Source organism: Pseudomonas arabinosi (assembly GCF_047758675.1).
GTDB lineage: Bacteria > Pseudomonadota > Gammaproteobacteria > Pseudomonadales > Pseudomonadaceae > Aquipseudomonas > Aquipseudomonas arabinosi.
In genome coordinates, this window is sequence record NZ_CP180480.1 from 3,687,911 (window position 1) to 3,714,101 (window position 26,191).

At 58.0% G+C, this 26,191-nt stretch carries 26 protein-coding genes; 10 read left to right on the forward strand and 16 right to left on the reverse strand.

Features of this window, described 5'->3' with window-relative positions; translation table 11 throughout:
• Window positions 1-24 precede the first annotated feature (24 nt).
• Window positions 25-1,350, forward strand: coding sequence for a sigma-54 dependent transcriptional regulator (locus tag ACMXYJ_RS17330; protein WP_415756145.1), 1,326 nt, complete (start codon window positions 25-27; stop codon window positions 1,348-1,350).
• A gap of 81 nt (window positions 1,351-1,431) precedes the next feature.
• Here ACMXYJ_RS17330 and ACMXYJ_RS17335 read toward each other — a convergent pair whose 3' ends face one another.
• The 9 genes from ACMXYJ_RS17335 to ACMXYJ_RS17375 all read right to left on the reverse strand — a co-directional run bounded on the left by ACMXYJ_RS17335 (window position 1,432) and on the right by ACMXYJ_RS17375 (window position 9,963).
• A complete protein-coding gene (locus tag ACMXYJ_RS17335) occupies window positions 1,432-2,712 on the reverse strand; it encodes a hypothetical protein (RefSeq protein WP_415756146.1) in 1,281 nt (426 codons plus the stop codon).
• 44 nt (window positions 2,713-2,756) lie between these two features.
• Window positions 2,757-3,497 carry a hypothetical protein gene (locus ACMXYJ_RS17340; protein WP_415756147.1) on the reverse strand — a complete coding sequence of 247 codons (741 nt, stop codon included), beginning with the start codon at window positions 3,495-3,497 and terminating at the stop codon, window positions 2,757-2,759.
• 34 nt (window positions 3,498-3,531) lie between these two features.
• Window positions 3,532-4,212, reverse strand: coding sequence for a C39 family peptidase (locus tag ACMXYJ_RS17345; RefSeq protein ID WP_415756148.1), 681 nt, complete (start codon window positions 4,210-4,212; stop codon window positions 3,532-3,534).
• Between the two features lie 62 nt (window positions 4,213-4,274).
• Window positions 4,275-5,789, reverse strand: coding sequence for a heme utilization protein (locus ACMXYJ_RS17350; RefSeq protein ID WP_415756149.1), 1,515 nt, complete (start codon window positions 5,787-5,789; stop codon window positions 4,275-4,277).
• A 51-nt stretch (window positions 5,790-5,840) separates the two neighbouring features.
• Complete coding sequence (locus ACMXYJ_RS17355; protein WP_415756150.1) at window positions 5,841-6,413, reverse strand: adhesin; 573 nt, start codon at window positions 6,411-6,413, stop codon at window positions 5,841-5,843.
• Window position 6,414: 1 nt separating this feature from the next.
• On the reverse strand, window positions 6,415-6,852 hold the full coding sequence (locus ACMXYJ_RS17360) for a hypothetical protein (RefSeq protein ID WP_415756151.1): 438 nt from the start codon (window positions 6,850-6,852) through the stop codon (window positions 6,415-6,417).
• Window positions 6,853-7,169: 317 nt separating this feature from the next.
• On the reverse strand, window positions 7,170-7,694 hold the full coding sequence (locus tag ACMXYJ_RS17365; RefSeq protein WP_415756152.1) for an AAA family ATPase: 525 nt from the start codon (window positions 7,692-7,694) through the stop codon (window positions 7,170-7,172).
• Window positions 7,691-8,254, reverse strand: a complete 564-nt coding sequence (gene pnuC, locus ACMXYJ_RS17370) for a nicotinamide riboside transporter PnuC (RefSeq protein ID WP_415756153.1) — start codon at window positions 8,252-8,254, stop codon at window positions 7,691-7,693. Before pnuC ends, ACMXYJ_RS17365 begins: the two co-directional genes overlap by 4 nt.
• Window positions 8,255-8,328: 74 nt before the next feature.
• Entirely contained in the window at window positions 8,329-9,963 is a 1,635-nt protein-coding gene (locus ACMXYJ_RS17375) for a methyl-accepting chemotaxis protein (RefSeq protein ID WP_415756154.1), read from the reverse strand.
• A 295-nt stretch (window positions 9,964-10,258) separates the two neighbouring features.
• On the opposite strand from ACMXYJ_RS17375, the gene ACMXYJ_RS17380 reads away from it, so the two are divergent.
• Together ACMXYJ_RS17380 and ACMXYJ_RS17385 are read left to right on the forward strand one after the other, a co-directional pair.
• Window positions 10,259-11,089 carry an undecaprenyl-diphosphate phosphatase gene (locus ACMXYJ_RS17380; RefSeq protein ID WP_415756155.1) on the forward strand — a complete coding sequence of 277 codons (831 nt, stop codon included), beginning with the start codon at window positions 10,259-10,261 and terminating at the stop codon, window positions 11,087-11,089.
• Window positions 11,086-11,514, forward strand: a complete 429-nt coding sequence (locus ACMXYJ_RS17385) for a DUF1294 domain-containing protein (protein WP_415756156.1) — start codon at window positions 11,086-11,088, stop codon at window positions 11,512-11,514. Before ACMXYJ_RS17380 ends, ACMXYJ_RS17385 begins: the two co-directional genes overlap by 4 nt.
• Here ACMXYJ_RS17385 and ACMXYJ_RS17390 read toward each other — a convergent pair.
• Together ACMXYJ_RS17390 and ACMXYJ_RS17395 are read right to left on the reverse strand one after the other, a co-directional pair.
• Complete coding sequence (locus ACMXYJ_RS17390; RefSeq protein WP_415756157.1) at window positions 11,511-11,870, reverse strand: MmcQ/YjbR family DNA-binding protein; 360 nt, start codon at window positions 11,868-11,870, stop codon at window positions 11,511-11,513. The two genes, ACMXYJ_RS17385 and ACMXYJ_RS17390, sit on opposite strands and share 4 nt — an antisense overlap.
• Entirely contained in the window at window positions 11,867-12,775 is a 909-nt protein-coding gene (locus tag ACMXYJ_RS17395) for a LysR substrate-binding domain-containing protein (protein WP_415756158.1), read from the reverse strand. Before ACMXYJ_RS17395 ends, ACMXYJ_RS17390 begins: the two co-directional genes overlap by 4 nt.
• A gap of 129 nt (window positions 12,776-12,904) precedes the next feature.
• Here ACMXYJ_RS17395 and ACMXYJ_RS17400 point away from each other — a divergent pair, with 129 nt between their 5' ends.
• Complete coding sequence (locus tag ACMXYJ_RS17400; RefSeq protein WP_046055117.1) at window positions 12,905-13,516, forward strand: FMN-dependent NADH-azoreductase; 612 nt, start codon at window positions 12,905-12,907, stop codon at window positions 13,514-13,516.
• Window positions 13,517-13,695: 179 nt separating this feature from the next.
• Window positions 13,696-14,733 (forward strand): alpha/beta hydrolase family protein, encoded by a 1,038-nt coding sequence (locus ACMXYJ_RS17405; RefSeq protein ID WP_415756159.1) that lies wholly within the window; start codon window positions 13,696-13,698, stop codon window positions 14,731-14,733.
• 103 nt (window positions 14,734-14,836) lie between these two features.
• Here ACMXYJ_RS17405 and ACMXYJ_RS17410 read toward each other — a convergent pair whose 3' ends face one another.
• Both ACMXYJ_RS17410 and ACMXYJ_RS17415 read right to left on the reverse strand, forming a co-directional pair.
• The gene (locus tag ACMXYJ_RS17410) at window positions 14,837-16,024 is read right to left on the reverse strand and encodes an MFS transporter (RefSeq protein WP_415756160.1); all 1,188 of its coding nucleotides are present in this window, start codon (window positions 16,022-16,024) and stop codon (window positions 14,837-14,839) included.
• 248 nt (window positions 16,025-16,272) lie between these two features.
• The gene (locus ACMXYJ_RS17415; RefSeq protein ID WP_008149954.1) at window positions 16,273-17,862 is read right to left on the reverse strand and encodes an ABC-F family ATPase; all 1,590 of its coding nucleotides are present in this window, start codon (window positions 17,860-17,862) and stop codon (window positions 16,273-16,275) included.
• A gap of 496 nt (window positions 17,863-18,358) precedes the next feature.
• Here ACMXYJ_RS17415 and lpxO point away from each other — a divergent pair, with 496 nt between their 5' ends.
• Complete coding sequence (gene lpxO, locus ACMXYJ_RS17420; RefSeq protein WP_415756161.1) at window positions 18,359-19,258, forward strand: lipid A hydroxylase LpxO; 900 nt, start codon at window positions 18,359-18,361, stop codon at window positions 19,256-19,258.
• 77 nt (window positions 19,259-19,335) lie between these two features.
• On the opposite strand, the gene ACMXYJ_RS17425 is transcribed toward lpxO, so the two are convergent.
• A complete protein-coding gene (locus ACMXYJ_RS17425; RefSeq protein WP_415756162.1) occupies window positions 19,336-20,184 on the reverse strand; it encodes a Ku protein in 849 nt (282 codons plus the stop codon).
• 203 nt (window positions 20,185-20,387) lie between these two features.
• On the opposite strand from ACMXYJ_RS17425, the gene ACMXYJ_RS17430 reads away from it, so the two are divergent.
• Window positions 20,388-20,744 carry a hypothetical protein gene (locus ACMXYJ_RS17430; protein ID WP_415756163.1) on the forward strand — a complete coding sequence of 119 codons (357 nt, stop codon included), beginning with the start codon at window positions 20,388-20,390 and terminating at the stop codon, window positions 20,742-20,744.
• A gap of 51 nt (window positions 20,745-20,795) precedes the next feature.
• The gene (locus ACMXYJ_RS17435) at window positions 20,796-21,947 is read left to right on the forward strand and encodes a PQQ-dependent sugar dehydrogenase (RefSeq protein WP_415756164.1); all 1,152 of its coding nucleotides are present in this window, start codon (window positions 20,796-20,798) and stop codon (window positions 21,945-21,947) included.
• Between the two features lie 47 nt (window positions 21,948-21,994).
• Here the strand turns inward: ACMXYJ_RS17435 and rimI are convergent, their stop codons facing one another.
• Window positions 21,995-23,092 (reverse strand): ribosomal protein S18-alanine N-acetyltransferase, encoded by a 1,098-nt coding sequence (gene rimI, locus ACMXYJ_RS17440; protein WP_415756165.1) that lies wholly within the window; start codon window positions 23,090-23,092, stop codon window positions 21,995-21,997.
• 92 nt (window positions 23,093-23,184) lie between these two features.
• On the opposite strand from rimI, the gene ACMXYJ_RS17445 reads away from it, so the two are divergent.
• Together ACMXYJ_RS17445 and ACMXYJ_RS17450 are read left to right on the forward strand one after the other, a co-directional pair.
• On the forward strand, window positions 23,185-24,759 hold the full coding sequence (locus ACMXYJ_RS17445; RefSeq protein ID WP_415756166.1) for a RimK family protein: 1,575 nt from the start codon (window positions 23,185-23,187) through the stop codon (window positions 24,757-24,759).
• Between the two features lie 7 nt (window positions 24,760-24,766).
• Window positions 24,767-25,690 (forward strand): magnesium transporter CorA family protein, encoded by a 924-nt coding sequence (locus ACMXYJ_RS17450; RefSeq protein WP_415756167.1) that lies wholly within the window; start codon window positions 24,767-24,769, stop codon window positions 25,688-25,690.
• 146 nt (window positions 25,691-25,836) lie between these two features.
• Here ACMXYJ_RS17450 and ACMXYJ_RS17455 read toward each other — a convergent pair whose 3' ends face one another.
• On the reverse strand, window positions 25,837-26,172 hold the full coding sequence (locus ACMXYJ_RS17455) for a DUF2834 domain-containing protein (RefSeq protein WP_415756168.1): 336 nt from the start codon (window positions 26,170-26,172) through the stop codon (window positions 25,837-25,839).
• Window positions 26,173-26,191: the final 19 nt, after the last annotated feature.

Genomic DNA, 26,191 nt, shown 5'->3' on the forward strand with positions numbered 1-26,191 from the left:
TAAATTTGGCGCCAAGGAACAGTCATGATCGAAGTGCCTGCCTTACGACGTCTGTTAGTAGTGGACCCTTGTGACGACTGTTATCGTCTGCTGCCGGGTTTGCGCACTGTGGGTTGGGACGTTGACAGCTGTACCCTGGAAAATGTAGCCGACAAAACCTGCGATGTCGGCCTGTTGCGTTTGCAGCCTTTTCACCTCGAACGTCCGGAAGCCGTCAAAGAGCTGATCAGTCGTAGCGGTACCGAGTGGATCGCCGTACTCAACCAGGAAGTCCTGCGATTGCAGAATGTCGGGGACTTTGTCTGCGAATGGTTCTTCGATTTCCATACCTTGCCATTCGATGTGTCCCGGGTTCAGGTGACGCTGGGCCGGGCATTCGGGATGGCACGCCTGCGTGGGCAGGGCACGGTTCACATTGATCAGCCTGAACACGAGCTGCTTGGCGACAGCAAACCCATTCGCGAACTGCGCAAGTTGCTGAGCAAGCTGGCGCCCACCGAGTCTCCAGTATTGATCCGTGGTGAAAGCGGTACCGGTAAAGAACTGGTCGCCCGCACGCTCCATCGACAATCCCAACGTCACAGCAAACCCTTTGTCGCGATCAATTGCGGCGCAATTCCCGAACACTTGATCCAGTCCGAACTGTTTGGCCACGAGAAGGGCGCTTTTACTGGCGCCCATCAACGCAAGGTCGGGCGGATCGAAGCGGCTAACGGCGGCACGCTGTTTCTCGACGAGATCGGTGATCTGCCCCTGGAACTGCAGGCGAACCTGTTGCGTTTCCTCCAGGAAAAGCACATCGAGCGGGTGGGCGGCAGTCAACCGATTCCCGTGGATGTGCGGGTGTTGGCCGCGACCCATGTCGATCTTGAGGCCGCGATCGAGAAGAAACGCTTTCGCGAAGACCTGTATTACCGCCTGAACGTGTTGCAGGTCGCGACCGCCCCCCTGCGTGAGCGCAATGGCGATCTGTCGATGCTGGCGAACCACTTTTCCCATTTCTACAGCCATGAAACCGGCCGCCGTCCGCGAAGCTTCAGTGAAGACGCCTTGATTGCCATGGGCAAGCATGACTGGCCCGGCAATGTGCGCGAGCTGGCCAACCGGGTACGTCGCGGGTTGGTATTGGCTGAGGGCCGGCAGATTGAGGCGCGAGACCTGGGGCTGATCAGCCAGCAGGCCGTTGCCGCGCCGATGGGCACGCTGGAAAACTACAAGCACCGGGCAGAGCGCCAGGCCTTGTGCGATGTACTTAACCGTCACAGCGACAATTTGAGCATCGCCGCCAAGGTGTTGGGGATATCCAGGCCTACCTTCTACCGTTTGTTGCACAAGCATCAGATACGTTGAGCTGCAAGTAAAAGCACTGAAGCCTGGAGCGATCAACAACAAAAAACCCGCCGAAAAAGCGGGTTTTTTGTAGGTGGTGGATTAGAAGTAGTACGGGAATTTCAGGCTGAAGGAAAAGTCTGGCGAGTCGTCGGTCAGACCGATGGACAGGTTGGGAACGATCGTCAGGTTATCGGTTGCTGCCAGGGTCATGCCGATGTTGAAGTTGGCCGAGTTGTAGTCGCTGTTGGTAATCGATTGCCAATCGCCACCGTCCGGCTTGATCTTGCTCTTGCGGGCGAACTGATCGGTGAACGAGAACGACATACTCATCTTCTCGTTCAAGGCGAAAGCAATACCGGCGCCAACCTGCCAGGAGTTACCCAGTTTCACGTCCCCGGGCACCTTGGAGTTGACCTGAGGGCTGATGTCGCTGAAAGAGTCTTCAATGTTGTAGGTGTAGGCCAGGCTGCCGAACAGCACAGCCGGGTCGAAGGTCTTGACCAGCGAGATACCCGGGGTGATCGCCCAGACACCATTGCCGGTAGGCAAGTCTTCGGGTACTGCGAGGTTATCGTTGCCCGGGACCTCAATCAGCTTGATGCCGTAAGGGTCATCCCCGGTCGGCGCTTTGACGCGCAGTGTCACCACCGCGTCGGGCAGATTGACCGACTCATCCAGGAATTTGTAAGCAACGCCAACGTTCACATCGCCGATGGTCGGGTCGCGGGTAACCGTCGCGTCTGAAACCCCGTTTGCGGCGCCACCAGCGCCGCCGGAGGAATACGTGGATTCGCGATAGACCACGGGGACGTTAATGTCGAACTGCCAACGTTGTCCCGTGTTGTAGCGGGCGGTCAGGTCCAGGGTCCAGTTATCCGACTTGATACGGTCGAGGTTGATGTTGCCGAGAAAGATCGAGTCCAGTGCCAGGAAGCCATTGAGCGTCAGCGCACGGGTGTCGTAGTGGGTGTAGGTCAGGCCGGTTTCGACGCTGAACTTGCCGCCACCGAAGAAGCCGCTGGCTTCGTCATACAGGTTGGAAACGCTTTGCGCAGGCTCCGAATCATCCTTGAGCGATTGGCCATATGAACTACCGGTGGTTCCCGGCGCACCGGCAGCCACCGTCTGACCACCCTTTACCGTTTCGGCGGGGGATTTGGTCAGGCGTTTGGGAGCGGGTGTTGCAGGTGTTTCTTCGACCTGGCGAACGCGTTGCTCGAGTACCATCAGCGCGTTCTGTTGTGCTTCGTAACGCTGTTTCAACTCCATGAGTTCTTGTTTTAGTATCTCGACCTGGGGGTCCGGTGCTGCGTACAGCAGTGTCGCCGGGGCCAGGCTACTCAAACAAACAATAGCTCTGAACGTAAACGATCGGTGCATGGGTTAGCCGTCCCTTCTGACTTCATGATGAGACTGAGCGTAGATCAGAATCCCTGAGTGCGAAGACCTTTGAGCTGGTCCAGGTTGCCGTTCAGCGACCCGGCTGTCGCCACGTTGTCACGCAGCACGACATTGAAGGAAGTGAGGTTGCGGACCTGGTTGCTACTGCCGAGCAAAGTCGTGTTCTGCATCATCCCGCCCTGGGCCAGGCGTTGTACGGTGCTGCCCTGGTTGTTGTTGGCCACGATGTTGAGTTGCACACCCGTACCGGTCGAGGAAACGCTCAGCGAGCCTGCGCCGTTGGCGCCGACCAACGTCTCGCCTGCGGCCAGTGCCTGGCCCTGCTGTTGCGTTGCTGGCGCCTGGTTAGCCTTCGTGACGTTGATATCAACGTTGTTGTAGGCAGTGTTATGGTCGCCGGCCGCACGCACGACTTGGGTGACGCCTTCGGTGGTGTTGAGGCCGCTGCCGCCCGTGACGGTACCGGTGCCTTGCGAACTCGCCGAACCATTACCTTTTTCGTCGATCATCGACACATAGAACTGTGGCTTGATGGTCGATTGTTGAATTTGCATCGAGGAAGTTGCCCCGATCACTTCACCGTTGGCGTTTTGCCAAGTGCTGGTCATGACGATGCCGAAACTGACGATCCGTCCCGGCATGACATAGCGGCCTCGCAGGGTTGCCAATTCCTGATCGTTAAGTTCAATGGGTTTGAGCGTCTGTGCCTGGGTCGGCAGGCTGGCGGCCAGGCAAATCACGGCCAGCCAGATTGGAGTCTTCATTGGAATGCTCCCGGAGCGTCGTGCTCCCTTGTTATTAGAAGAAGTCGCTTTGGATGAATCCGAAATCCATCAACTCTGCGTCTTGCACCGGGCTGAAGGTGTTGATGCGGTTCTTGGCGGTCAGTGGCAGGGGTGGGTCGAGCAACGCATTGGTTTTGTCGTAGCCCTGGCCGATGACGGCAAAGATGATGCCGTTCCAGCCTTTTACAAAGTCTTCGACTTTGTAACGTTTATGACCGAGTACCGGATCTCCGATATATACCCAGCCCTTATGGACTCTTTGCATGACCACAAAATGTTTGTAGCCACGGATATCCATGAGCACCACAACCGGAATTTTGATTTCGCTCAACGTTTCCGTCGCTACCCGGTAACCACGGGCCCGCATGCCGAGACTTTCCACGTAGCGCTTCATGTCGAGCATGGAAAAGCCCTGGACGCGGACAAGATCCTGATCGGAGTGTGACAGCATGCCTTCGATGATTTGTTCTTCGTTCACGTCAAGCCAATAGGCCTGGCGCAAGATGGTTGCCAGCGCTGCTGCGCCGCAACTGAAGTCGGTTTTCTGTTGCACGAGGTCGGCAAATTTCCGCTCGCGTACGCTCTGGATCGGCTTATACACAAGAGCGCCACCCGGCAGGACGGCAAGCGGCATTTGTGCAGCCTCGATCACACTGGCCACGCAAAGCAATAATGCCAAGGCGATAATGCGCATGGTGGAATGCCTTCTGGTTGGGTTGAAAAAGGCCCCCGTAAGGGGGCCTCCAGAGACAGCAGTTAGAACGATTGGTTGGAGATGGCCAGCGAGTTGCTTTGCTGGTTGCCCACACCGGCAGCTACGTTGACGCCCAGGTTGCCACTGCCACCATTCACCGAACCGCTCAGGGTTGCAGTGTTGGTCACAGGGTTGGCCCAGCCAGTTGGAGTCAGCACTTGATAAGAGTAGGTGTTACTCAAATCATACGAGCTGCTTTCACTCCAGCTTTTCGCTTTTGCGTACTCAGATTCGGACGACTTGCTGCCCGATTTATCGTACGAGGACGCGTTCGCTTTCTCGAACGAAGCATCGAACGCTTTCTCGAACGACGATTCTTTCGATTTGTCGTACGAGGATTCGTGCGATCTGTCGTACGAGGAGTCACGGGTACGGTCGTACGAGGAGTCGCGTGTACGGTCGAACGAGGAATCGCGCGAACGGTCGTACGAAGTTTCTACCGCTACGTCAAGCGATGCGCCAAGCGTTGCGTTAAGCGATGCATCGGACTCCCTGCTGCGGGTGCGATCGCCAAAGCCATTGTTGACGGTAGTGGAGCTGGAGGACGCCGCCGCAGCGTCCAACGAAGCGTCCAGGGAAGCAGTCAGAGAAGCACTCGAAGAACCGTTTGCATTGCTGCTGTTGGTACCGCTTGCACTGCTGCTGTTGGTTCCGCTCGCAGAACTGCTATTGGAACCGCTTGCAGCGCTGCTGTTGGAACCACTTGCAGCACTGGCGGAAGAACCGCTTACATCAATGCTGAGGGAACCGCTGGCTTCAGAACTGCTGGAACCGGCCTTAGCCCAGCTTGAAGAAGCGCTTTGACTGCCGCTGGCCTCGAAGGACTTGTCGCGAGAGGCACTACCGCTAGCGGTTTTGGTAACCGTAATGGTATCGACGCGATAGGTCCGGTCGGCGGTGTTGTTCACTGTCAGGCCAGGACCGTCTTGATTGGCGGAGGCGGTGGCTCTTGCGCTACCGAGTGGAGCATTGGTATTGGCAATGGCCATGGTGTTTTTCTGTTGGTTCAGATCGCCGCCAGCAATGTTGACACCCACGTTGCCGCTGCTGCCGTCGGCAGATCCACTCATCACGGCAGAGTTGGTTACGCCGAAGTTGTCGACGCGGTTACGGTTGCTGGTTTGCCTGACGTCAGCGGTGGCACTGGCAGTGCCGAACACGAAGCTGTTATCGATCGCGGCGTTGTCGGAGGCTGCGTTGGCGATGGCGGCGGCGTTGTCTTGCTGGTTGCCGTTACCTGCCGCCACGTTGACACCGACGTTGCCGCTCGCGCCTGCGGCCGAACTACTCATCTCGGCTGAGTTTTCTACCCCTTCATTCCAGATGCGGTTGCCGGTACTGTTCTGTCTGTCGTTAGCATTGGCAGTCGCGCTGATAGGGACCATTTTTGCAGGAGGGTTGTGATTGCCACCGTTGTGATGGTTGCCACGCCGATCGTTTTGCCCAGCTTGTGCAGCAACAGCCAAGACCGCAGCGATTGCAAAAACCAGAGGTTTTATTGCCATCGAAGGTTTCATGGTGATTCTCCGTACTTATTTTAGGTTAAGTGTTGTACCTACCTGTTTGGGTCAATCCATGACCCGTACGCTCAGGGTGTTGGCCGTTCGGTTTCCCACCCCGGCGCTCTGATTCAACTGGATCACCCCACGACTACCGGTGAAGGCCTGATCGCTGGTAGCGACCTGGCGATAGCCTGGTGCAGAGTCAGTTGGATCGGAGTTGATGATCAGCGCCACGTTCTGTTGCCTGAGGACGCTGTCGTCGATACTTTGCGGCTGTGTGCCGATGCTTATCCGCATGGCATTGGCTTGCTGGTTGCTGGCGCCCGCGCTCTGGTTGACGCCCAGAGCACCGTTGCCGTGGCTGAAGGAGTCGCCTTGAATGCTGGATCGAGCATCGATCCTCGGGTCGATCACCGAACGCATCCGTTGGCGAATCTCTGTGGTCGCAGCAGCGCCATGGCCGACGGCGATGGCCCGGGCGTTAGCCTGTTGCTGGAGATCGCCGGCAGCCTGGTTGACCGCGAGGTTGCCCTGGTACTGGGTGCCTGAGCCGTCGATGTCGGCGTTATTGATGACGGGAGATTGGGCAAAGGTCGATGCACTGCAAAACATAGCGATAATCAGCAGCGTACGATTCATCTTAACGGTCTCCCGTTATGACTTTCAGAGCACCCAGGCCTTGTTGGACGCTTGAATTGACCATGTTGGCAATACCGTTTCCGGCATTTCCAGAACGTCCGGCGGGGAGGTTGGAAAGCTGGCTCTGGTTGGTGATATTGCCGCCCAGGTTGTTGGTGTTTTGAGTGACCAGGCGGGAGATGCCTGCACCACTGGCGACACCGGCAAAGTCGCCGTCGCTCAATTCGTTCGTTTGCGCGAGGATTTGTTTGGACGGGTTGGCATTGACGGTGGTGGGGCTAGGGTCGGGAATCATCGGAGCACGCGTTGCCATGCGAGGCTGGACATCGCGTTTGATAATGATGATGCCGTTGTCGGCTTGTACGGGTAGGCAAACACTTGAGCCCAGTGCGCATCCGATCAGCAGGAGGCTATAAATGCTGTTATCAAATTTCCCCACGGCGGCAATTCCTTCTGTGAGTGAAACGCTGGCCCTTATCAGCGTTGCGAGGAAGAGAGCAGAAGGTGTGCCGGTTTTTGTTTTTCGTTTGAAAACAGTTGGTTGGCTACAATTGTCGAAGTAGTCAAAAAATTTTGTAACGCCACTGAGACAGAGCCACGCAAAAACGCCGCCGATGCTGGCGGCAGTGCTCGCTAAGGGCGCTGAAGGCAGGTTGTATCAGTGGCTTAACATTTTCTTGCTGGAGTGCTTGAGCGGCTTTAGCTCGCGGGTTTGCGCAGGGGCGGGTGTTTCAGGAATGGACATTTTCGGTACTGTCAGGCCTTGAGCAAGCGGGTCACAGCCTCAAATGCTGCGTCCTTGCGCTGTTGCCAGCCACCTTGCAGCACCTTGCAAGGCTGGTGGTGCAGGTCAAGCCATTGGCGATTGGCCTGGAAAAACGCCTGGCGTTCTGCCAGTTGCGGTTGGCAACGCTGCCCGTCGTCATGCCAGGCAACGGTTTCAGGGCTCAGCAGCAAATGCAGGTCGTAGTGCCGTGCCAGCAATGCTTGCTCGATCCAGGTCGGGTAATCGCCAAACAAAGTCTGGCTCCAGAGGATGTTGCTCAGCAAGTGAGTGTCGAGAATCAGCAAATGCGGCTGCCGGGCGCGTGCCTCGTCCTCCCATTTCAGCTGCCCTCGGGCGATTTCCGGAATGTCGGCCAGGCAGGTGTCACGTGGGTTTTGTTCGATGAACCAGCGTACATATTCGTCTACCAGGACCCCGCCGAAATGCTGCTGTAACTCGGCTGCCAGCCAACTCTTGCCACTGGATTCGGGGCCCGTAAGTACCAGAACTTTCATGTGCGCAACGCCGGATCGGCCCGCCATTCCCGCCAGCCTTGCACGGCAATCAGGGCGAACAGCGCGTAGAGCCCAGCGGTCAGGTACAGGTCTTTGTAAATAAACAGCCCGACGAAGATCACATCCAGGGTGAACCACAGCGGCCAGCATTGAATGCGTTTTTGCGCCATCCATACCTGTGCCACCAAACTGAAGCCAGTCAGTGCCGCATCGAGCCAGGGTTGTGCGGCATCGGTCCAGTTCGCCATTGCAGCGCCCAGCAACAGACTGCCCATCGCGCCAATGAGCAGACTGAAAGCGACCGATTTACTGTCGAGTACGCTGACCTGCCGACCATGGTGTGCGCCCCCCGCATGCGTCCACTGCCACCAGCCATAGAGCTGCAATGCGGCGTAGATCACCTGCAGGAGCATGTCCGAGTAGAGCTTCACCTCAAAAAAGATCCAGCTGTAAAGCAGCACCATGACCAGACCGATCGGCCAGCACCAAGGGTTCTGTTTGACCGTCAACCAGACGGCAATGACACCGAGGGCGGCGGCAAACAGTTCAAGCCCGGACATGGAGGTTCCTTGGGGGAAGTCGAAGAGGGGGCGGATTGTAACGGCAGGCGCCGCCAAGTAGAACCGGCCTGTCGTTACACGCGGAACTGCTTGAGCAGCCCATTCAATTGCTCACTCAATTCCTTCAGATGAACGCTGGCCACGCTCGACTGTTCGGCCGCCAGCGCCGTGCTGTGGGACAAACCGGCCGCCTGGGTGACGTTCTGGTTGATGTCCTCGACCACATGCGCCTGTTGCAAGGTCGCGCTGGCGATGGAGGCGTTCAACCCGTTGAGGTTGCGCAGCGCCTGGGCAATGGCATTCAGGCTTGCACCGGCCAGGCCGGCCTGCTCGATGGTCAACTGCGATGCACGGCTGCTGTCGCCGATCACTTTGACCGCCGCTTCGGAGTGACTTTGCAGGCGTTCGATCATCGACTGGATCTCGGCCGTAGACTTCTGGGTACGCTGGGCCAGCAGTCGCACTTCATCGGCCACCACTGCAAAACCGCGACCTTGCTCGCCGGCCCGGGCGGCTTCGATGGCCGCGTTGAGGGCCAGCAGGTTGGTTTGCTCGGCGATGGAGCGGATCACTTCGAGGACGCTGCCGATCTGCGTGCTTTCGGCGGCCAGGGTGCGAATCACTTCCACCGCCTGATCGATGGTCGACGACAGCTTGTCGATCTGTTGCAGGCTGCCATCGATGTTAACCTGGCCTTGCTGCGCCTGAGACTCGGCATCGCGCATTTCGCTGGCGGCGTGCTCGGCGTTCTTCGCGACGTCGTGTACGCCATACGTCACTTCATTGATTGCCGTGGCCACCAGTTCCATTTGCTGGGACTGTTGCTGACTGCGTTGCTGGGCCTGGGCGGCGTCGTTGCCCAGTTCGCTGGAAGACTGACCCAGGGCACTGGCGGACACTTGCAGTTCCCTGATCACCAGTCGCAGCTTGGCGGTGAAGGCGTTGAAGTGGCGTGCCAGTTGTGTGACTTCATCCTGGCCATGGGTGTCGAGGCTGTGGGTCAGGTCGCTCTCGCCGCTGGCGATGTTGGCCATGGCGTTCACGGTTTCCTGCAGTGGACGCACGATGCTGCGGGCAATCAGGATGACCAGCAGCGCCATGATCAGGGCAATCACCAGCCCCACGAACGAGGCCTTCCAGACCTGGGCATAGAACTCGGCCTGCATGTCATCGATATACACGCCCGAACCGATTACCCAACCCCAGGGCTCGAAGAGTTTGATGTAGGAAGTTTTTTCTATCGGTGCACTGGCGCCCGGTTTCGGCCAGCGATAGTCGACGGTGCCGGCACCCTTGGACTTGGCGACGGCGACCATTTCGTTAAACAGGGCAAAACCGTCCGGGTCGCGAATCGCCGAGAGGTTCTGGCCATCGAGTTTCGGGTTGGCCGGGTGCATGATCATCACCGGCGTCAGGTCATTGATCCAGAAGTAGTCATTCTGGTCATAACGCAGACCGCGAACGGCGCTCAGAGCCTGCTTCTGCGCAGCATCGCGGGTGAGCGTGCCGGCGGTTTCGAGGTCGTGGTAATAGGTCAGAATACCGCTGGCGGTTTGCACCACATGCTGGGTTTTCTGGGCCTTGGCGTTGTACAGGTCATTGTGTATCTGCTTGAGCATCAAGACGCCCAACGTCATTAGCATCAGGACGGCCACGATCAAGATGAGCCACAAACGTCGGCTGATCGACATACTGCGCAAGCTGTTCATAACGCTGTCACTCCGATTTCTTTTTCTTCTAATAAATGATCGCCAGCATCCAACCACACTTTGCCAATCGGTCATATCCGACCCAAGTCCAATAACGCGGCAGCGTTAATCGGACTTGTCTGATAGGATTTCGGCCCCGCACGGAAAAACCTGAATCCAAGTTGATTTTTCACGGAATTTTTATGGTTTCGTCTGGATCCTGTGCGCGCGGGACTTCAGCTAGGCTGATCGCAGTAATCGTTCTGAAAAAATTATTAACGGGGCATGCCGTGGCGCATTGCTTCTTGGGGGATTGATGGATCTTTGGACTGCCTTTTCGGCGTTGATTCTTGGGGTTGTAGAAGGGCTGACGGAGTTTTTGCCGATTTCCAGTACCGGTCACCAAATCATTGTGGCGGACTTACTCAACTTCGGTGGCGAGCGGGCCATCGCTTTCAACATTATTATTCAGCTGGGGGCGATTCTGGCGGTGGTGTGGGAGTTCCGCCGCAAGATCTTCGACGTGGTCATCGGTTTGCCGACCCAACCGAGCGCTCGACGCTTTACCGCGAACCTGTTGATTGCGTTCATGCCGGCCGTGGTACTGGGGGTGATTTTTTCCGATTTGATCCACGAGTACCTGTTCAACCCGATCACTGTCGCGACGGCGTTGGTTGTGGGCGGGATCGTCATGTTGTGGGCCGAAAAGCGTCAGCATGAAGTGCATGCCGAAACCGTTGATGACATCACCTGGAAAGACGCCCTGAAAGTCGGCTTCGCCCAGTGCCTGGCGATGATTCCCGGGACGTCACGCTCCGGCTCGACGATCATTGGTGGCTTGTTGTTCGGGCTGTCGCGCAAAACCGCTACCGAGTTCTCGTTCTTTCTGGCGATGCCGACCATGGTCGCTGCGGCGGTTTACTCGGGCTACAAATACCGCAATCTGTTCGTCCCCTCGGATTTTCCGGTGTTCGCGATCGGTTTCGTCACGGCGTTCATCTTCGCGATGATTGCCGTCAGAGCCTTGCTGGTGTTCATCGGCAGTCACAGCTATGCGGCGTTTGCCTGGTATCGCATCGCGTTCGGCCTGGTCATCCTGGCCACCTGGCAGTTCGGCTGGGTCGACTGGACCGCGGTCAAGCCATGAATGACGCCAGCGCGCGCAACAACCCCGGACGCAAACCCGCAGGAGAGATTCGCAATCTTCAGCTGAAATTGTTGGTGTTTGCGATCCTGTGCGCGCTGCCGCTGTACGGTTCGATGTCGTTGTGGCTGCGCGGGGTTTCGGTGATTCCCCTGGCGGCGTACGGGGTCGTCAGCCTGCTGGCGTTCTTGCTGTACTGGAGCGACAAGCGCAAGGCTCGTGCAGACCATTGGCGCACACCGGAGAACGTGTTGCATGCGGTGGAACTCGCCGGGGGCTGGCCGGGTGCCTTGCTGGCGCAGCAGCTGTTTCGGCACAAGACGCGCAAAGTGTCGTTTCAGGTGTTGTTCTGGATGATCGTGCTGCTGCACCAGGTGTTCTGGATCGACCAACTGTTTCTGGGTGCAAATCTGCTGGCATTGATTTAAAGCAGCAGTCCGACCTGGGTGCGCTTGGGCAACTTGCTCACCACCAATTGATGGGAGCGCTGCAACAAGCCTTGCAGCTCTTCAGGGCCCAACGGGTAGGGCGTTTCCATGATGATCCACTGAGCCCGCGCCAGATACGGCGCGGGGCGGATTCCCGGGCGGTCGCAATGACCGAGAAACAAGTCCTTGTCGACCTTGAAGGCCAGGGATTCGCCCCGCAGATTCTGCAAGGCAAACATCTTGTTCCCTGCAATCGAAAACACCCGTACGCCACCCCACTTGTAGTCTTCCCGCGCACCCGGCAGCGCGAGACAGAATTGCGCGACATCCTCTTCGCTCATACGTCCAGTCTTCATATCAGTCGGTCCCCACAGGCATTGAATGATTCGATCAAATGGTCGAGCCAGGCTCGTACGGCCGGCATCACCCCGCGCCGATGAGGGTAGACCGCTTGCAGCCAGCCGCCAGGTAACGACCAGTCGGGCAGCAACTGTACCAGCGAGCCGTTTTCCAGTTCCTGCTCGCAATACATCATCGGCAGCATGGTAAAACCCTGGCCGGCGAGGGTGCAGGCCTTGCGCACGATAAAGTCATCAATGCCCAATCGCGCTTCGAGGGTGAGATCGCAGCTTTTGCCCTGTTGGTCGAGCATGCGGATATGCACCAGGCGGTCGGCTTCCAGGGCGCCGAGCACGGGAAGGTTTTTCAAGTCTTCAGGGTGGTTGATTTCACGACCGTGCAAAAAACCGGGGCTGGCGACCATCGCCATCTGCGCCTGGCGCAAACGTCGGGTGACCAGCAGCGGATCCTCATCGCCCAACTCACGCACCCGCAGCGCCACATCGACGCCCTCGGTCACCAGGTCGACGCGGCGGTTGAGCAGCATGACCTCCAGTTGAACCTGAGGATACTTTTCAAGAAATTTGCTGATCACCGTTGGCAACATCTCATGGGCCAACCCGACGGGGCAGGACACCCGCAAACGCCCGCGAGGTTCACTGGACATGCTGGCAACGGCTTCGTCGGCCATCTCGGCTTCCAGCAGCATCGCCTGACAGTGCCGCAGATAACGTTCGCCCACGGCGGTCAGCTTCAGTTGTCGGGTGGTGCGTTGCAGCAGGCGCGCGCCAAGGCGCTCTTCCAGCTCGGCGATGCGCCGCGACAATCGCGACTTGGGAATGCCGAGCAAACGCCCGGCCGCCGCGAAGCCACCGGCTTCAACCACCTTGGCGAAGTAGTAGAGATCATTGAGGTCTTGCATGGTGTGAGCTCGATTGTTCTATCAGTAGGACGAACTATCGCATTGTTGCAGTCTAATCAGCTATTGGTTTCGCCTGTAGGATTCTCACCATTAGATCGCCTCGTAGCGATCCTCACCTGGAGATCCCACATGAAACTGCTGCATATCGATTCGAGCATTCTTGGTGACAACTCGGCTTCCCGTCAGCTGAGCAGCGAAGTCGTTAAAGCCTGGCAAACCGCCGAGCCGACTGCCGTGGTGACCTACCGCGACCTGGCCGCCGATGCCATCAGCCATTTTTCCGCCACCACCCTGGTTGCCGCCGGCACCACCGCTGAACTGCGTAACGCCGCGCAGCAACACGAAGCCGAGCTGAGTGCCACCACCCTGGCCGAATTCCTCGCCGCCGATGCCGTGGTGATTGCAGCTCCGATGTACAACTTCACCATCCCGACCCAACTCAAGGCCTGGATCGACCGCATCGCGGTTGCCGGTCAGACCTTCCGTTACACCGAAGCCGGTCCTGAAGGCCTGTGCGGTGGCAAGAAAGTCGTGATCGTCTCGACTTCCGGCGGTCTGCATGCGGGTCAGGCGACTGGTGTTGCTCACGAAGAGTACTTGAAGGTGCTGTTCGGCTTCATCGGTATCACTGACATCGAGTTCGTCCGTGCCCATGGCCTGGCCTACGGTGACGAAGTTCGCACCAAAGCCATGAGCGACGCTCACACGCAAATCAGCGAGCAGTTGTTCGCCGCTGCGTAAGGCTTCTGTAAAGAAAATCAAACAGCTCGAGCAACATCCAAAAAACTCTGTATTCTGATCACGCAAGTGCCAGATGCGGAGTTTTTTGTTTCTGGCTATTTCGGAATTTCATTAAATAGTGGCCCGAGTTATGCAGTCGAGGGTTAACGTCCCCGGTCAGTAGCCAGGTGGAGCCTCCCATGGTGCGTCTTTGTGCAACCTTGCTGATTTGCCTGCTCAGCAGCCTGAACTCAGTGCACGCCGCGCCTGCGCCGCATCCTCACTGGAGCGTCGGCTACCATGAGATGAGTTTTCTTGACCCTCTGGACTTGCAGCCGATGCGCGCCATCGCCTTCTATCCCTCCAGCGACAAGGAACACTCCAGCCTCCTCGAGGGCTACACGGTCGAAGCGGGCGAAGACACCCGCGTCGCCATCGGCCGATTCCCGATGCTGATGCTGTCCCACGGCAACACCGGAACCCCGCTGGCCTTGCACGACCTCGCCACGTCGCTGGCACGCAAAGGGTTTGTGGTGGTGGCGGTGATCCATCCCGGCGACAACTCCAAAGACCACAGTCGCCTCGGTACGTTGAGTAACCTTTACGGTCGGCCCATCCAGATTTCCGAAGCCATTACCGCGACGCTGGGTGATCGAATGCTCGCGCCCTTCGTCAATGCCGATCAGGTGGGTGTGATCGGTTACTCGGCGGGCGGGGAGACGGCGCTGATTCTGTCCGGCGCGACGCCAGACCTGGACCGTCTGCGCCGTTATTGTCAGGAGCGCCCGGACGACCGCGATGCCTGCAACACCCAAGGCGAATTGATTGCTGACCGCGATGACTTGCAACCGGTGGCCGACCCGCGGGTTCGCGCCTTGTTGCTCATGGCGCCGCTGAGCCTGAAGTTTGGCCGTCATACCCTGGCCGACGTGCATGTGCCGGTGCTGCTCTACAGTGGCGACGGCGACAAACTGGTGGCGTTCGACAAGAATGCCGCCGCCCTGGCGCGCAAACTGCCGATCGCACCGGACTTCAAGTTGCTGGCCGGGGCAGGGCACTTTGTGTTCCTGGCGCCTTGCAATGAGGAGCAGATCATCACCATGCCGGCGCTGTGTACCGATGCCGATGGTGTCGATCGCAAAGACATCCATCGCACCATGGTGTCCGAAGCCGGGCGTTTCTTCTCTCACGCGCTTGGCAAATCGACCCGGGCCGGAATGCAGACGGCGGATCAGTAATGTGGGAGCGGGCTTGCTCGCGAAGGCGGTGGGTCAGTTGACATTAATACTGACTGATACACCGCCTTCGCGAGCAAGCCCGCTCCCACAGTGGATTGCAGTGTCAGGCCATGGCGCGGCGTTTCAGTAATAGGGTCAAACCGAGTCCTGCCACCGACAACAACGCCGCGCTGAAGAAAATCCACGTGTACCCCAGGTTCAACGCCACCGCGCCCATCAATGGCCCGGCAATCGCCAGTGCCAGATCGAAAAACACCGCGTAAGCACTCAATCCCGCCCCGCGACTGGAGTTGGGCACTTGCTTGATCGCTTCGACCCCCAGCGCCGGATACACCAGCGACAAACCAAACCCGGTCAGGCCTGCACCGATCAGCGCATAGCCGGTCGAAGGCGCCAGCCACAGCAACACCAGGCCCACCGTTTCAATGCTCATACAGGCAATGGCCGAGGTGAACCCACCGAAACGGCTGATGCTGGAGATGAACAACAGTCGCGCCAGAATGAAACACACGCCAAACACTGTCAGGCAATAAGCCGCGCCGGCCCAGCCACGGTTGACGTAATACAGAGTAATAAAGGTGGTCAGCGTGCCGTAACCGATAGAGGCGAGGCTCAGGCTCGCGCCGAACGGCGCAATGCGCCCGAACACCGCCCAGAACGGCAGGCGCTCGCCGCGAATCACCGGCACCGAGGGTTTGTTACGAATCAGCAGCAACGCCGCCAGCGCCAGCACCGACAGCGCGATCCCGAGGCTGGCGAACCCCAGTTCGCCGACCATCACCACCCCCAGCGGCGCACCAATGGCAATTGCGCCATAGGAGGCGATGCCGTTCCAGGAGATCGATCGCGCGGTATGTTCAGCGCCCACTTTACCCATGCACCAACTGATGGTGCCGACCCCGATCAAGCCTTGGGCGATCCCCAGCAACAAGCGGCCGGCGATCAGGATCAACAGGCTCAGCAATGGAAAACTTTGCAGCAGCGTTGAAATCAACGTCAGCGCACCGCTCAACACAATCCCCGATAACCCGTAAACAATCGCCCGCTTGGTGCCGATGCTGTCCGACAGGCGCCCGGCCATCGGGCGGCTGAGCAGGGTGGCCAGGTACTGCGAGCCGATGGTCAGCCCCGCGATGATCGCGCTGAAACCCAGCTGTTCGTGGACGTAACCCGGCAATACGGCAATCGGCAGGCCGATGCAGAGGAAGGCAATAAAGGTATAAAAGACGATGGAGACGATCTGCAGAGTGATCGCCATGGAGCTTTGAGGGGGCAGTTGCTGCACAGACATGAGGGCTCGTTCGCGGGCGGCGGTAGGAGAACTGCATCATGGCGCGGGCGCAAAATAAAAGAAAGCAGGCTAACTATATTCATCGGCCTTGAGGGCTTCATCGCGAGCAAGCTCGCTCCCACAGTGGATCGCGGTCCCCTGTGGGAGCGAGCTTGCTCGCGATGGGTTTTCAGCACCAAAGCTCCACTTGGCCTTGAAATGCAAAAAGCCCCGTCACAAGGACAGGGCTTTTCATTTATAGCGAACGCTTAGAACACAACGCCCTGGCTACGCAGGTAGTCGTCATAGGTGCCGCTAAAGTCGATCACGCCGCTAGGGCTGAGTTCGATAATGCGGGTGGCCAGGGACGATACGAACTCACGGTCGTGGCTGACGAAGATCAGCGTGCCCGGGTAGTTCTCCAGCGCCAGGTTCAGCGCCTCGATGGATTCCATGTCCAAGTGGTTGGTCGGTTCGTCCATGATCAGCACGTTCGGCTTTTGCAGGATCAGCTTGCCGAACAGCATGCGACCTTGCTCACCACCGGAGATGACCTTGACCGACTTGAGGATTTCGTCGTTGGAGAACAGCATCCGGCCGAGGGTACCGCGAACGATTTGCTCGCCGCCCTGAGTCCACTGGCCCATCCAGTCGAACAGGTTGCAGTCGTCTTCGAAGTCGTGAGCGTGGTCCTGGGCGTAGTAGCCCAGTTCCGCGGCGTCGGTCCACTTCACAGTACCGGCATCCGGGGTCAGTTCGTTGACCAGGGTGCGCAGCAGGGTGGTTTTACCGATACCGTTCGGGCCGATGATCGCCACACGCTCGCCGGCTTCAACCTGGAAGCTGAAGTCCTTGAACAGTGTCTTGCCGTCGAAGCCTTTGGCCATGCGCTCGACGATGACCGCCTGACGGTGCAGCTTCTTGGTTTGTTCGAAACGGATGAACGGGCTCACACGGCTCGAAGGCTTGACCTCGGCCAGCTGAATCTTGTCGATCGCCTTGGCGCGGGACGTGGCCTGCTTGGCTTTCGAGGCGTTGGCCGAGAAGCGGCTGACGAACGATTGCAGTTCCGAGATCTGCGCCTTCTTCTTGGCGTTGTCCGACAGCAGCTGCTCGCGGGACTGGGTCGCCACGGTCATGTACTCATCGTAGTTGCCCGGGAACAGGCGCAACTCGCCGTAATCCAGGTCAGCCATGTGGGTGCACACGCTGTTCAGGAAGTGACGGTCGTGAGAGATGATGATCATCAGGCTGGAGCGCTGGGTCAGGATGTTTTCCAGCCAGCGGATGGTGTTGATGTCCAAGTGGTTGGTCGGTTCGTCGAGCAACAACACTTCAGGATCGGAGAACAGCGCCTGAGCCAGCAATACGCGCAGTTTCCAGCCTGGGGAAACTTCGCTCATCGGGCCGAAGTGCTGCTCGATGCCGATACCCAGGCCCAGCAACAGTTCGCCGGCACGGGATTCGGCGGTGTAGCCGTCCATTTCGGCGAACTCGGTTTCCAGTTCAGCAACGGCCATGCCGTCTTCTTCGGTCATTTCCGGCAGCGAGTAGATACGGTCGCGCTCGGCCTTGACCTTCCACAGCTCTTCGTGACCCATGATCACAGTATCGATCACGGTGAATTCTTCGTAGGCGAACTGGTCCTGGCGCAATTTACCCAGACGCACGTTCGGCTCGAGCATGACCTGGCCGCCGGACGGCTCGAGGTCGTCGCCGAGGATTTTCATGAAAGTCGACTTGCCGCAACCGTTGGCGCCGATCAGGCCGTAGCGGTTGCCCGCGGCGAATTTGACCGAAACGTTTTCGAATAGCGGCTTGGCGCCGAACTGCATCGTGATGTTAGCTGTAGAGATCAAAGGTTTTTCCTGCGAAGCATTCAGAGTAGCTAGGGTTGCGGCAGTACCGATTCAGTACCCGTTTCCGGTTTTCGAACCACAGGAAATGCATCCCGGTCAGAAGCGGAAGGTCCATCTGGCAATAAGTGGACAGCAGCATATGGAGCGCTTGGCCCGAGTCGAAGTGCGCTGAGACGGGGTTCATTCCCGTCATCAACCAAGGGGGGCGCGTAATGTTTGGCGGCGATTGTACTGGTCTGGCTCTTTAAACGATAGGGCGTTAAGGCCGCACGGCCACTTTGGCAGCATCAGTGGACAGATTTTCACATCTGAAGGTTAACTATTGGTTACAAACTGTGGCTAAAATGCCATCTATCACCTGATGCCGACAGGCGGCATAGGCTCAAGAACGCGCCATTCGGAACCGCTGTTCTTAATTCAGACGCTGCACAAGACCCTCGAGCCGATCCAACGGCAAGGGACGCAGTTTGTTCACTTCTGACGTGTGACGATTTTTGTGAAATTGATCATTGCCGCTATTTACGTTGTATCCATTGCGTACGTCCACTTGCGCGGACGCGTGCGCCACAAGCTGGGCCGCCAACTGAGCGACCACTCGACGTTTCTGGCGCCGATCAACTGCTTCCTTTATCTGTTCTCGAAAATCCCCAACAAGCCTTACCTCAACCCGGCCGACTTTCCTGATCTGAGTCCGTTACAGGACCATTGGGAGGAAATTCGTGCTGAAGGCCAGAACCTGCTCAGGGCCGGGGAGATCAAGCGCTCGAATCAATATGACGACGTCGGCTTCAATTCCTTCTTCAAGACGGGCTGGAAGCGTTTCTACCTGAAGTGGTACGGCGACAGCCACCCTTCGGCCATGAAACTCTGTCCGCGCACCACCGAACTGGTGCAAAGCATCGGCTCGATCAAGGCCGCGATGTTCGCCGAGCTGCCACCGGGTTCGAAACTGGTCCGTCACCGCGATCCGTATGCCGGTTCCTACCGCTATCACCTGGGCCTGGAAACTCCGAACGATGCCGGTTGCTACATCAACGTCGATGGCGAGAACTACCACTGGCGCGACGGTGAAGCGGTCATGTTCGACGAGACCTTCATTCATTACGCCGAAAACACTACCGAGCAGAACCGCATCATTCTGTTCTGCGACGTAGAGCGGCCGATGAGGTATCGCTGGGCGGCGGCGTTCAATGGCTGGTTCAGCCGTAACGTGATGTCGGCGGCGGGTGCGCCGAATGATGTGGGTGATAAGACCGGCGGCATCAACCGCTTGTTCGCCAAGATCTACAAGATTCGCCTGCGCGGCAAAGCGCTCAAGAAGCGCAACCGCAAGCTCTATTACCTCGAAAAGTGGGCGATTTTTGGTGGTTTGTTGGCGATTTTTGTTTTGATCTGAGTTTGCGTTACGTCGGAATCCGCCATCGTCGGAGCTTGCTCGCGATGGGGCCATAACATTCACCGCACAACCCTCAATTAGCCGCGAGAAGACTTGGTGGCTTTTTTGTTTGCGGCCGGCTTCGTTTTGCTCGTGCTCTTGCCCCCAAGGCTGCGTTTAAGCAGCTCGGTAAGATCGATAACATCTGCAGTTTTGCGTTCCTCTTCGCCAGTCGCTGTCTCAACATCCTCGATCTTGCCTTCATTAGCCTTTTTCTCCACCAACGCCATGATCTTGTCTTCAAAACTGTCGCGATAATCCTCGGGTTTCCAGTCTGCGCTCATGTCCTGAACCAGACGTTTAGCCATATCGAGTTCACCCTTGGCCAATTCGGGCTTGGTGACTTCACTGCCCAACTCCAGCGTATCCAGACTTCGCACTTCGGCGGGCCAGCGCAGCATCACCAATACCATCGCCGATTCCAGCGGCATCAGCGCGGCGAGGTGTTGGCGCGTGTGCAGCACAACATGAGCCAGGGCGACTTTATTCGTCTTGCTTAACGTTTCGCGCAACAGCGCATAGACCTTGCCTCCGCGTTTATCCGGCGCGAGGTAGTAGGGCGTATCAATGTTTTGCAGGGGAATCTGCTCGCTGTCCACAAAGGAAAAGATGTCGATGGTCTGAGTGGACAGCGGGTGCGCCGATTTGATTTCCTCTTCGCTGAGGACCACATACCGACCCTTTTCATACTGCACACCTTTAACGATGTGTTCCTTGGTCACTTCCTTGCCGGTGACCTTGTTGACGCGCTTGTAGCCCACCGGGTCCATGCTGCGGCTGTCGAGCCAGTCGAAATCCACCCCGTGCGAGGACGTCGCCGAAACCAGCGCCACAGGGATATGCACCAGACCGAAACTGATCGCGCCTTTCCAGATTGCCCGTGCCATGGTCGTCTTCTCGCGAGTGATGTTCAGGTGACCCGCGGCCTGACGCAAAAGTTTCAGTGGCTTGCAGCCCGGTCCTGAGGGGGATCAGCGGCGGGCTCAACTTCGTGTTACATCTTGCCGGGGAGGTTTTAGTTAACAAATCCGAACCCCGGGCGTAGCGTGATATCGAAGTTCCTATCCGCGCTGATGTCGAGAGGCTCCCCATGAACAGATTTGTGCTCGGCTGCGCCGCGTTGGCGTTGAGTGGCTTGCTGAGCAATCTGGCCCAGGCCGACACTGCGCCGCCACCTTCTTCGGTGCTGTTGGCCCAGAGCCCGACAGGCAACGCCAGCAACCCTTACAACAGCCCGATTCGCCGGGCCAATCCCAACAGCATGCAAGGCACGCAACCCCGCGCGCCGGCCATCCGCGCCCCAAACACGGTGCCCGTGCCGAGACCGCCGACGCTTGATAATGGTGGCATCGGTAACCGCTATCCCCAGGATCGGTCGCCTCCCGCCACCCCACCGAAATTCATTCCTAATCCACCTCATCGAGACCCAGGCACCAGCAACCGTTGAACGGCACGACAGCGTTCTTGCCAGCCATTCGAACGACAAAAGGAATCGTGCATGTTGCGTAAAACCCTTCTGGCCACACTGTGTGCCAGCGCACTGATGACCGTCACGGCGCCCGTTTTCGCGGCGCCAACCCAAAATCTGAAAAGCGAACAGGGCACCCTTGAGGTGACGACAGTGACCAAGGGGCTCGAACATCCCTGGGCCTTGGCATTTCTTCCCGATCGCCAAGGGATGCTGGTGACCGAACGGCCCGGCAACCTGCGGGTGATCAGCGCCGACGGTAAACTTTCCGCTCCGCTGAGTGGCGTGCCAAAAGTATGGGCCAAGGGGCAGGGCGGCTTGCTGGATGTGGTGTTGTCGCCCGACTTCAAGCAAGACCGCACGGTCTATCTGTCGTATGCCGAAGGCGGTGGTGAGGGCGACAAGGCCGGGACGGCGGTAGGTCGCGGACGTCTGTCTGACGACCTGACAGCCCTCAAGGATTTCAAAGTGATTTTTCGCCAGGAGCCCAAGCTTTCGGTCGGTAACCACTTTGGTTCGCGCCTGGTGTTCGACCGCGACGGCTATCTGTTCATCACCCTTGGCGAGAACAACGACCGGCCGACTGCTCAGGACCTCGACAAGCTGCAAGGCAAGGTCGTGCGGATCTACCCGGACGGCAAGGTGCCGGATGACAACCCCTTTGTCGGTCAGGCCGGCGTACGCCCGGAAATCTGGTCCTACGGCCAGCGCAATCCGCAAGGCGCGGCGCTCAACCCCTGGACCGGCACCCTTTGGGAAAATGAACACGGTCCCCAGGGCGGCGATGAAATCAACATCATCGAGCGTGGCAAGAACTACGGCTGGCCGATGGCAACCCATGGCATCAACTATTCCGGCCAGCCGATTCCGGAAGCCAAGGGCAAGACCGCGGAAGGCACCGTCGCCCCGCACCATGTCTGGGAAAAGTCCCCCGGCCTCAGCGGCATGGCGTTCTACGACGCTGACCGCTTCAAGGCCTGGCAACACAACGTGTTTATCGGCGCGTTAGTGAGTCAGGAGTTGATCCGCTTGCAGTTCGATGACGACAAGATCGTTCACGAAGAGCGATTGCTGGGCGAACTCAACAAGCGCATTCGCGATGTGCGGCAAGGGCCAGATGGGTATTTGTATGTGCTGACCGATGAGGACGATGGAGCCCTGTACAAGATCGGACTGAAGTAACTCATCCTTGTAGCAGCTTCGCCAGCTGCTACAAGGGATTGTGAAACTCATGAGCGGGCGTACAGGATCACCGCCGCCCGCAACTTGCCCCGCCCGAAGCTGCTCATCTTGTCGAACTCTCCATGGCTGACTGGCAGATGCTGGCAGTCCATGGGTTGGCGATGCTGGCTGTGATCGACATCCGGGTCATGCAGGTAAACGAATTCCTCATCGCAATCGGTGACGATCACCCAATGCGGCGATTTGGAACGGGTCAGTCGATAGCTGCTGATGAGCACCAGCGGTTGTCCGCCATCATCCAGTAACCGTGGAAGGTTCAGTGGTCCGCCGATCACTCGCTCCACATCAGTCTCTTGTAGCTGCGTGGTGAACTCTTCGTGCACTAACCGCATTACATCTTTTTTATGCACATCGCGTACTCCATCGAGAAACAGTGGCCCGGCCATACTCAGTTGCAGACGCACTCCAAAACCTCGTCGCCATGCCGCCAGCGCCAGACCTTGAGGACTGCAGCCACCATGGCCGGAGGTCATGAACACGGTGGTCGCTTCGCGCCAGATTTGCAGTTCTTCACGGCGCTCCAGCATGCGATCCGCTTGCAGCGCGCCCATGGCCATCAGCAGACAGGCCGGGCCGCAGGTGAAATCGGTGGTCTGCCGATACCAGGGCACCTTGATGTTGCTCGAGTCGCGGTGCTGGAGGATGCGCTTCTCCAGCCGCAGCGCGTCGGCATGGTCCTGGTAATAGTCGTGAATCAGCGCAAAGCGTCGATATCCATTGCGCTCATACAGGGCAATCGCCGTCGGGTTGTCGATGCGTACTTCCAGTCGCAGGTAGGCGCAGTCGTGCTCAAGGGCGCAGGCCTCGATGCGCTGAAGCAATTGCTTGCCCAGGCCGCTGCCGCGCGCTTCGTTGGCGATCGCAATCGAGTAAAGGCGCGCCAGCGAAGTACCCCGGTGAAACAGCACCACGGCGTAACCGACCAGGTGCTCACCACGCTGGGCCACCAGCAGTTGCCCGTGGGCCCGCGTGATCATCCATTGAAAGCTGCGACGGTTAAGCCGATCCGTGGTGAAACAGTGTTGTTCGAGTTCCAGCAGTGCCGGTAAATCTTCAACCACCGCCAGGCGAAAAACCAGATTCATATGACCACCGTAAAAGTTGCGTAACGAAACGGGACTTTCTAAAAAGTTCGTGCTTAATAGGAAAGGTCTTGTTCTCCAACGGATCAATCACTATGTCAGCGGTACAGGGTCATTGGCGCGAAGTATCCGAGCAAACTTTGCCGGCAGCAACTTATTTAAATGACGGTGTTAGAACTTCCAGTCAGTTGATTATCATCGTCGAACGCAAGGAAGACTGGGCCTCCTACTTCCCCAGTGAAGACATCGTGACGGCCCAGGAATACCTCGAAAAAACCCGTGACGACGAGCGGGGCAAGCGGGTTCAGGTGATCAACCTGTGCCGCAGCTACAAATACCTGGGGCACGGTTACTACTGCTCTTTGCTGGCCGAAGCCCGCGGACACAAGGTGATTCCGTCGGTGCGGACCATCAGCGAACTGACTCGAAAATCCTTGTACGGCCTGGCCCTGGATGATTTGGATAAAACCCTGGAAAAAGCCCTCAGTCATCATCTGTACAGCGATACCGAAGGCTTTACCCTGACGCTGTACTTTGGCAAGACTCATATCGAGCCGTTGCAGGATCTGGCGCGACAGTTGTTTGAAGTCTTTCCGTGTCCGATATTGTTAGTTGAATTTCGTCGAACTAACGGCTGGCACATTGAAGGAATAAAGTCCGGCGCCTTACATAAGTTACGCGAAGACCAGGAAGACCAGTTCGCCCACTCACTCGACAGTTTCAGTCGCAAGATCTGGCGCGTGCCGCGTTCCCGGCGTTTGGCCCGTTATGACCTGGCCATCCTGCACGATCCCCAGGAAGCGTTGCCGCCGTCGAATGCCAAGGCGCTGGACAACTTCGTCCGGGTTGGCAAGACGTTGGGCATCGACGTCGAGCTGATCGAGCGCAAGGACTACGCACGTATCGCCGAATACGACGGACTGCTGATCCGCGAGACGACCAGTGTCGACAACCACACCTACCGCTTTGCCAAGAAAGCCGAGAGCGAAGGGCTGGTGGTGATGGACGACCCGGCGTCGATCCTGCGTTGCACCAACAAGGTGTACCTGACCGATCTGCTCAAGAGCCATCAACTGGGCATGCCCGCCACCGAGATTCTCTACAAAGAGCGACCGGAAGACTTTGAGCGGGTTGGTGAGCGTCTCGGTTTTCCGTTGGTGTTGAAGATCCCCGACGGCTGTTTCTCTCGGGGCGTGATCAAGGTCGAAAGCCAGCAAGCCTTGCTCGACGCCACGGCCGAACTGTTCGAGCATTCGGTGCTGTTGCTGGCTCAGGAATTCTTCTACACCGACTACGACTGGCGCATCGGCGTGCTCAACCGCAAACCCATCTTTGCCTGCCAGTACTTCATGTCCAAGGGCCATTGGCAGATCTACAACCACAAGGCCAAGGGTCAGGACATCAATGGCGAATGCCGTACCCTGGCGGTTCACGAGGCGCCGCGGGCGGTGGTGGAGCTGGCGGTGAAGACTGCGAACCTGATCGGCGATGGCCTCTACGGTGTCGATCTCAAGCAGTCCGGCGACAAAGTGGTGGTGATCGAGGTCAACGACAACCCCAACATGGACGCTGGCATCGAAGACGCTTACTTGCAGGACGATCTGTATTCACTGGTGCTGGAAGAGTTCGTCCGTCGCCTGGAACTCAAGCGCCGCGGCCAGGCCTGGTGAACGGCCGATGATCAAGAGCTTTCAACTGATCCACGGCGCCCTGCACAAAGTCGAACGGCTGGACGCCGAAGTGATGCTCTTCAGCAACCCCGACGCCGCCGAGCGGGACCTGCTGCACAGCCATTTCAAGCTCGATGAACACGCCCTGGCCTCGGCCCTGGACCCCGACGAGGTGTCACGCATCGAGTTTCACCCCGACAACCTGTTCCTGATCTGGAAACGCCCGGAAAACTATTCCGGCGCCGGCAGCCTGGCCTTCGAGGTGTCATCCTGCGGCTTGCTGTTCTCGCCGGGCCGTTTGCTGGTGATCGCCACCGACGACTCGCCGCTGCACGGGCTCGGCACCCGGCAGCGGCTGAACACGCCACTGGATGTGTTGCTGGATTTGTTGTTCAACAACATCCATCACTACTTGGGCCACTTGAAGGTGATCAAACTGGTTGCCCGGGAGTTGCAGCAAAAATTCAATGCGTCGATGGAAAACCAGCACCTGATCCAGATGTTCAACCTCAGCGAGAGCCTGATCTATTACATCAACGCCATCCACAGCAACGGCGCAGTCCTGACCCGGTTGCGCAATCACGCGGCAAAGGAACATTTCAGCGCCGAAGCCATTGGCCTGATCGACGACCTGATCATCGAAAACAACCAGTGCTACAAACAGGCGGAAATCTACTCCACGGTGTTCTCCGGGCTGATCGACGCCCGGGGCAACCTGATGAACAACAGCATGAACAACCTGCTGCGCAAACTGACGTTGATCAATGTGGTGTTTCTGCCGCTGAACCTGATTGCAAGTATCGGCGGCATGTCCGAGTTCAGCATGATGACGGCGGGCGTGCCGTGGTGGGTTTCGTATCCGCTGTTTCTGAGCGCGATGATAGTGGCGGCTGGAGTGATGGTGCTCGGGCTCAGGCGGTTGGCGAAGTAACTTTGGCGGCTGTCAGACCGCCTTCGCGAGCAAGCCCGCTCCCACCTTATTATCTCTGCCATTCACAAATTATGTGTTCACGGAAGATCTCAAGTGGGAGCGGGCTTGCTCGCGAAGGCGATCTCAACGGCACAACAACTCCTGGATCAAACCTGTTGAGTCGCAGCATCAGATTTCTTGCGGCTTTGAAATCCCCGCGCGACCAAATACAACAATGGCCCGATGGATACAAAAATCGCCGTAATCAGCAGATAAGGAACCACCGACCATGCCGGCTGCCCACGCTTGCGCGCATCCGTGTACATCCAGATGCCCGCGAGCGTCGCCAGCAGGTACAAATCAATCACTACCTGCGCCGTGTCGGGGCGCGACATCAGGCTGATGCCGAAGTCGATCAATGACTGTTCGGCCTGAAGCATCACCGAAACGGTGTAGCCGGTGAACGCGATCAGAGCAATGAGGGGCAGGGCGACAGACTTCATGGTTTCCTTCCTTGGGACG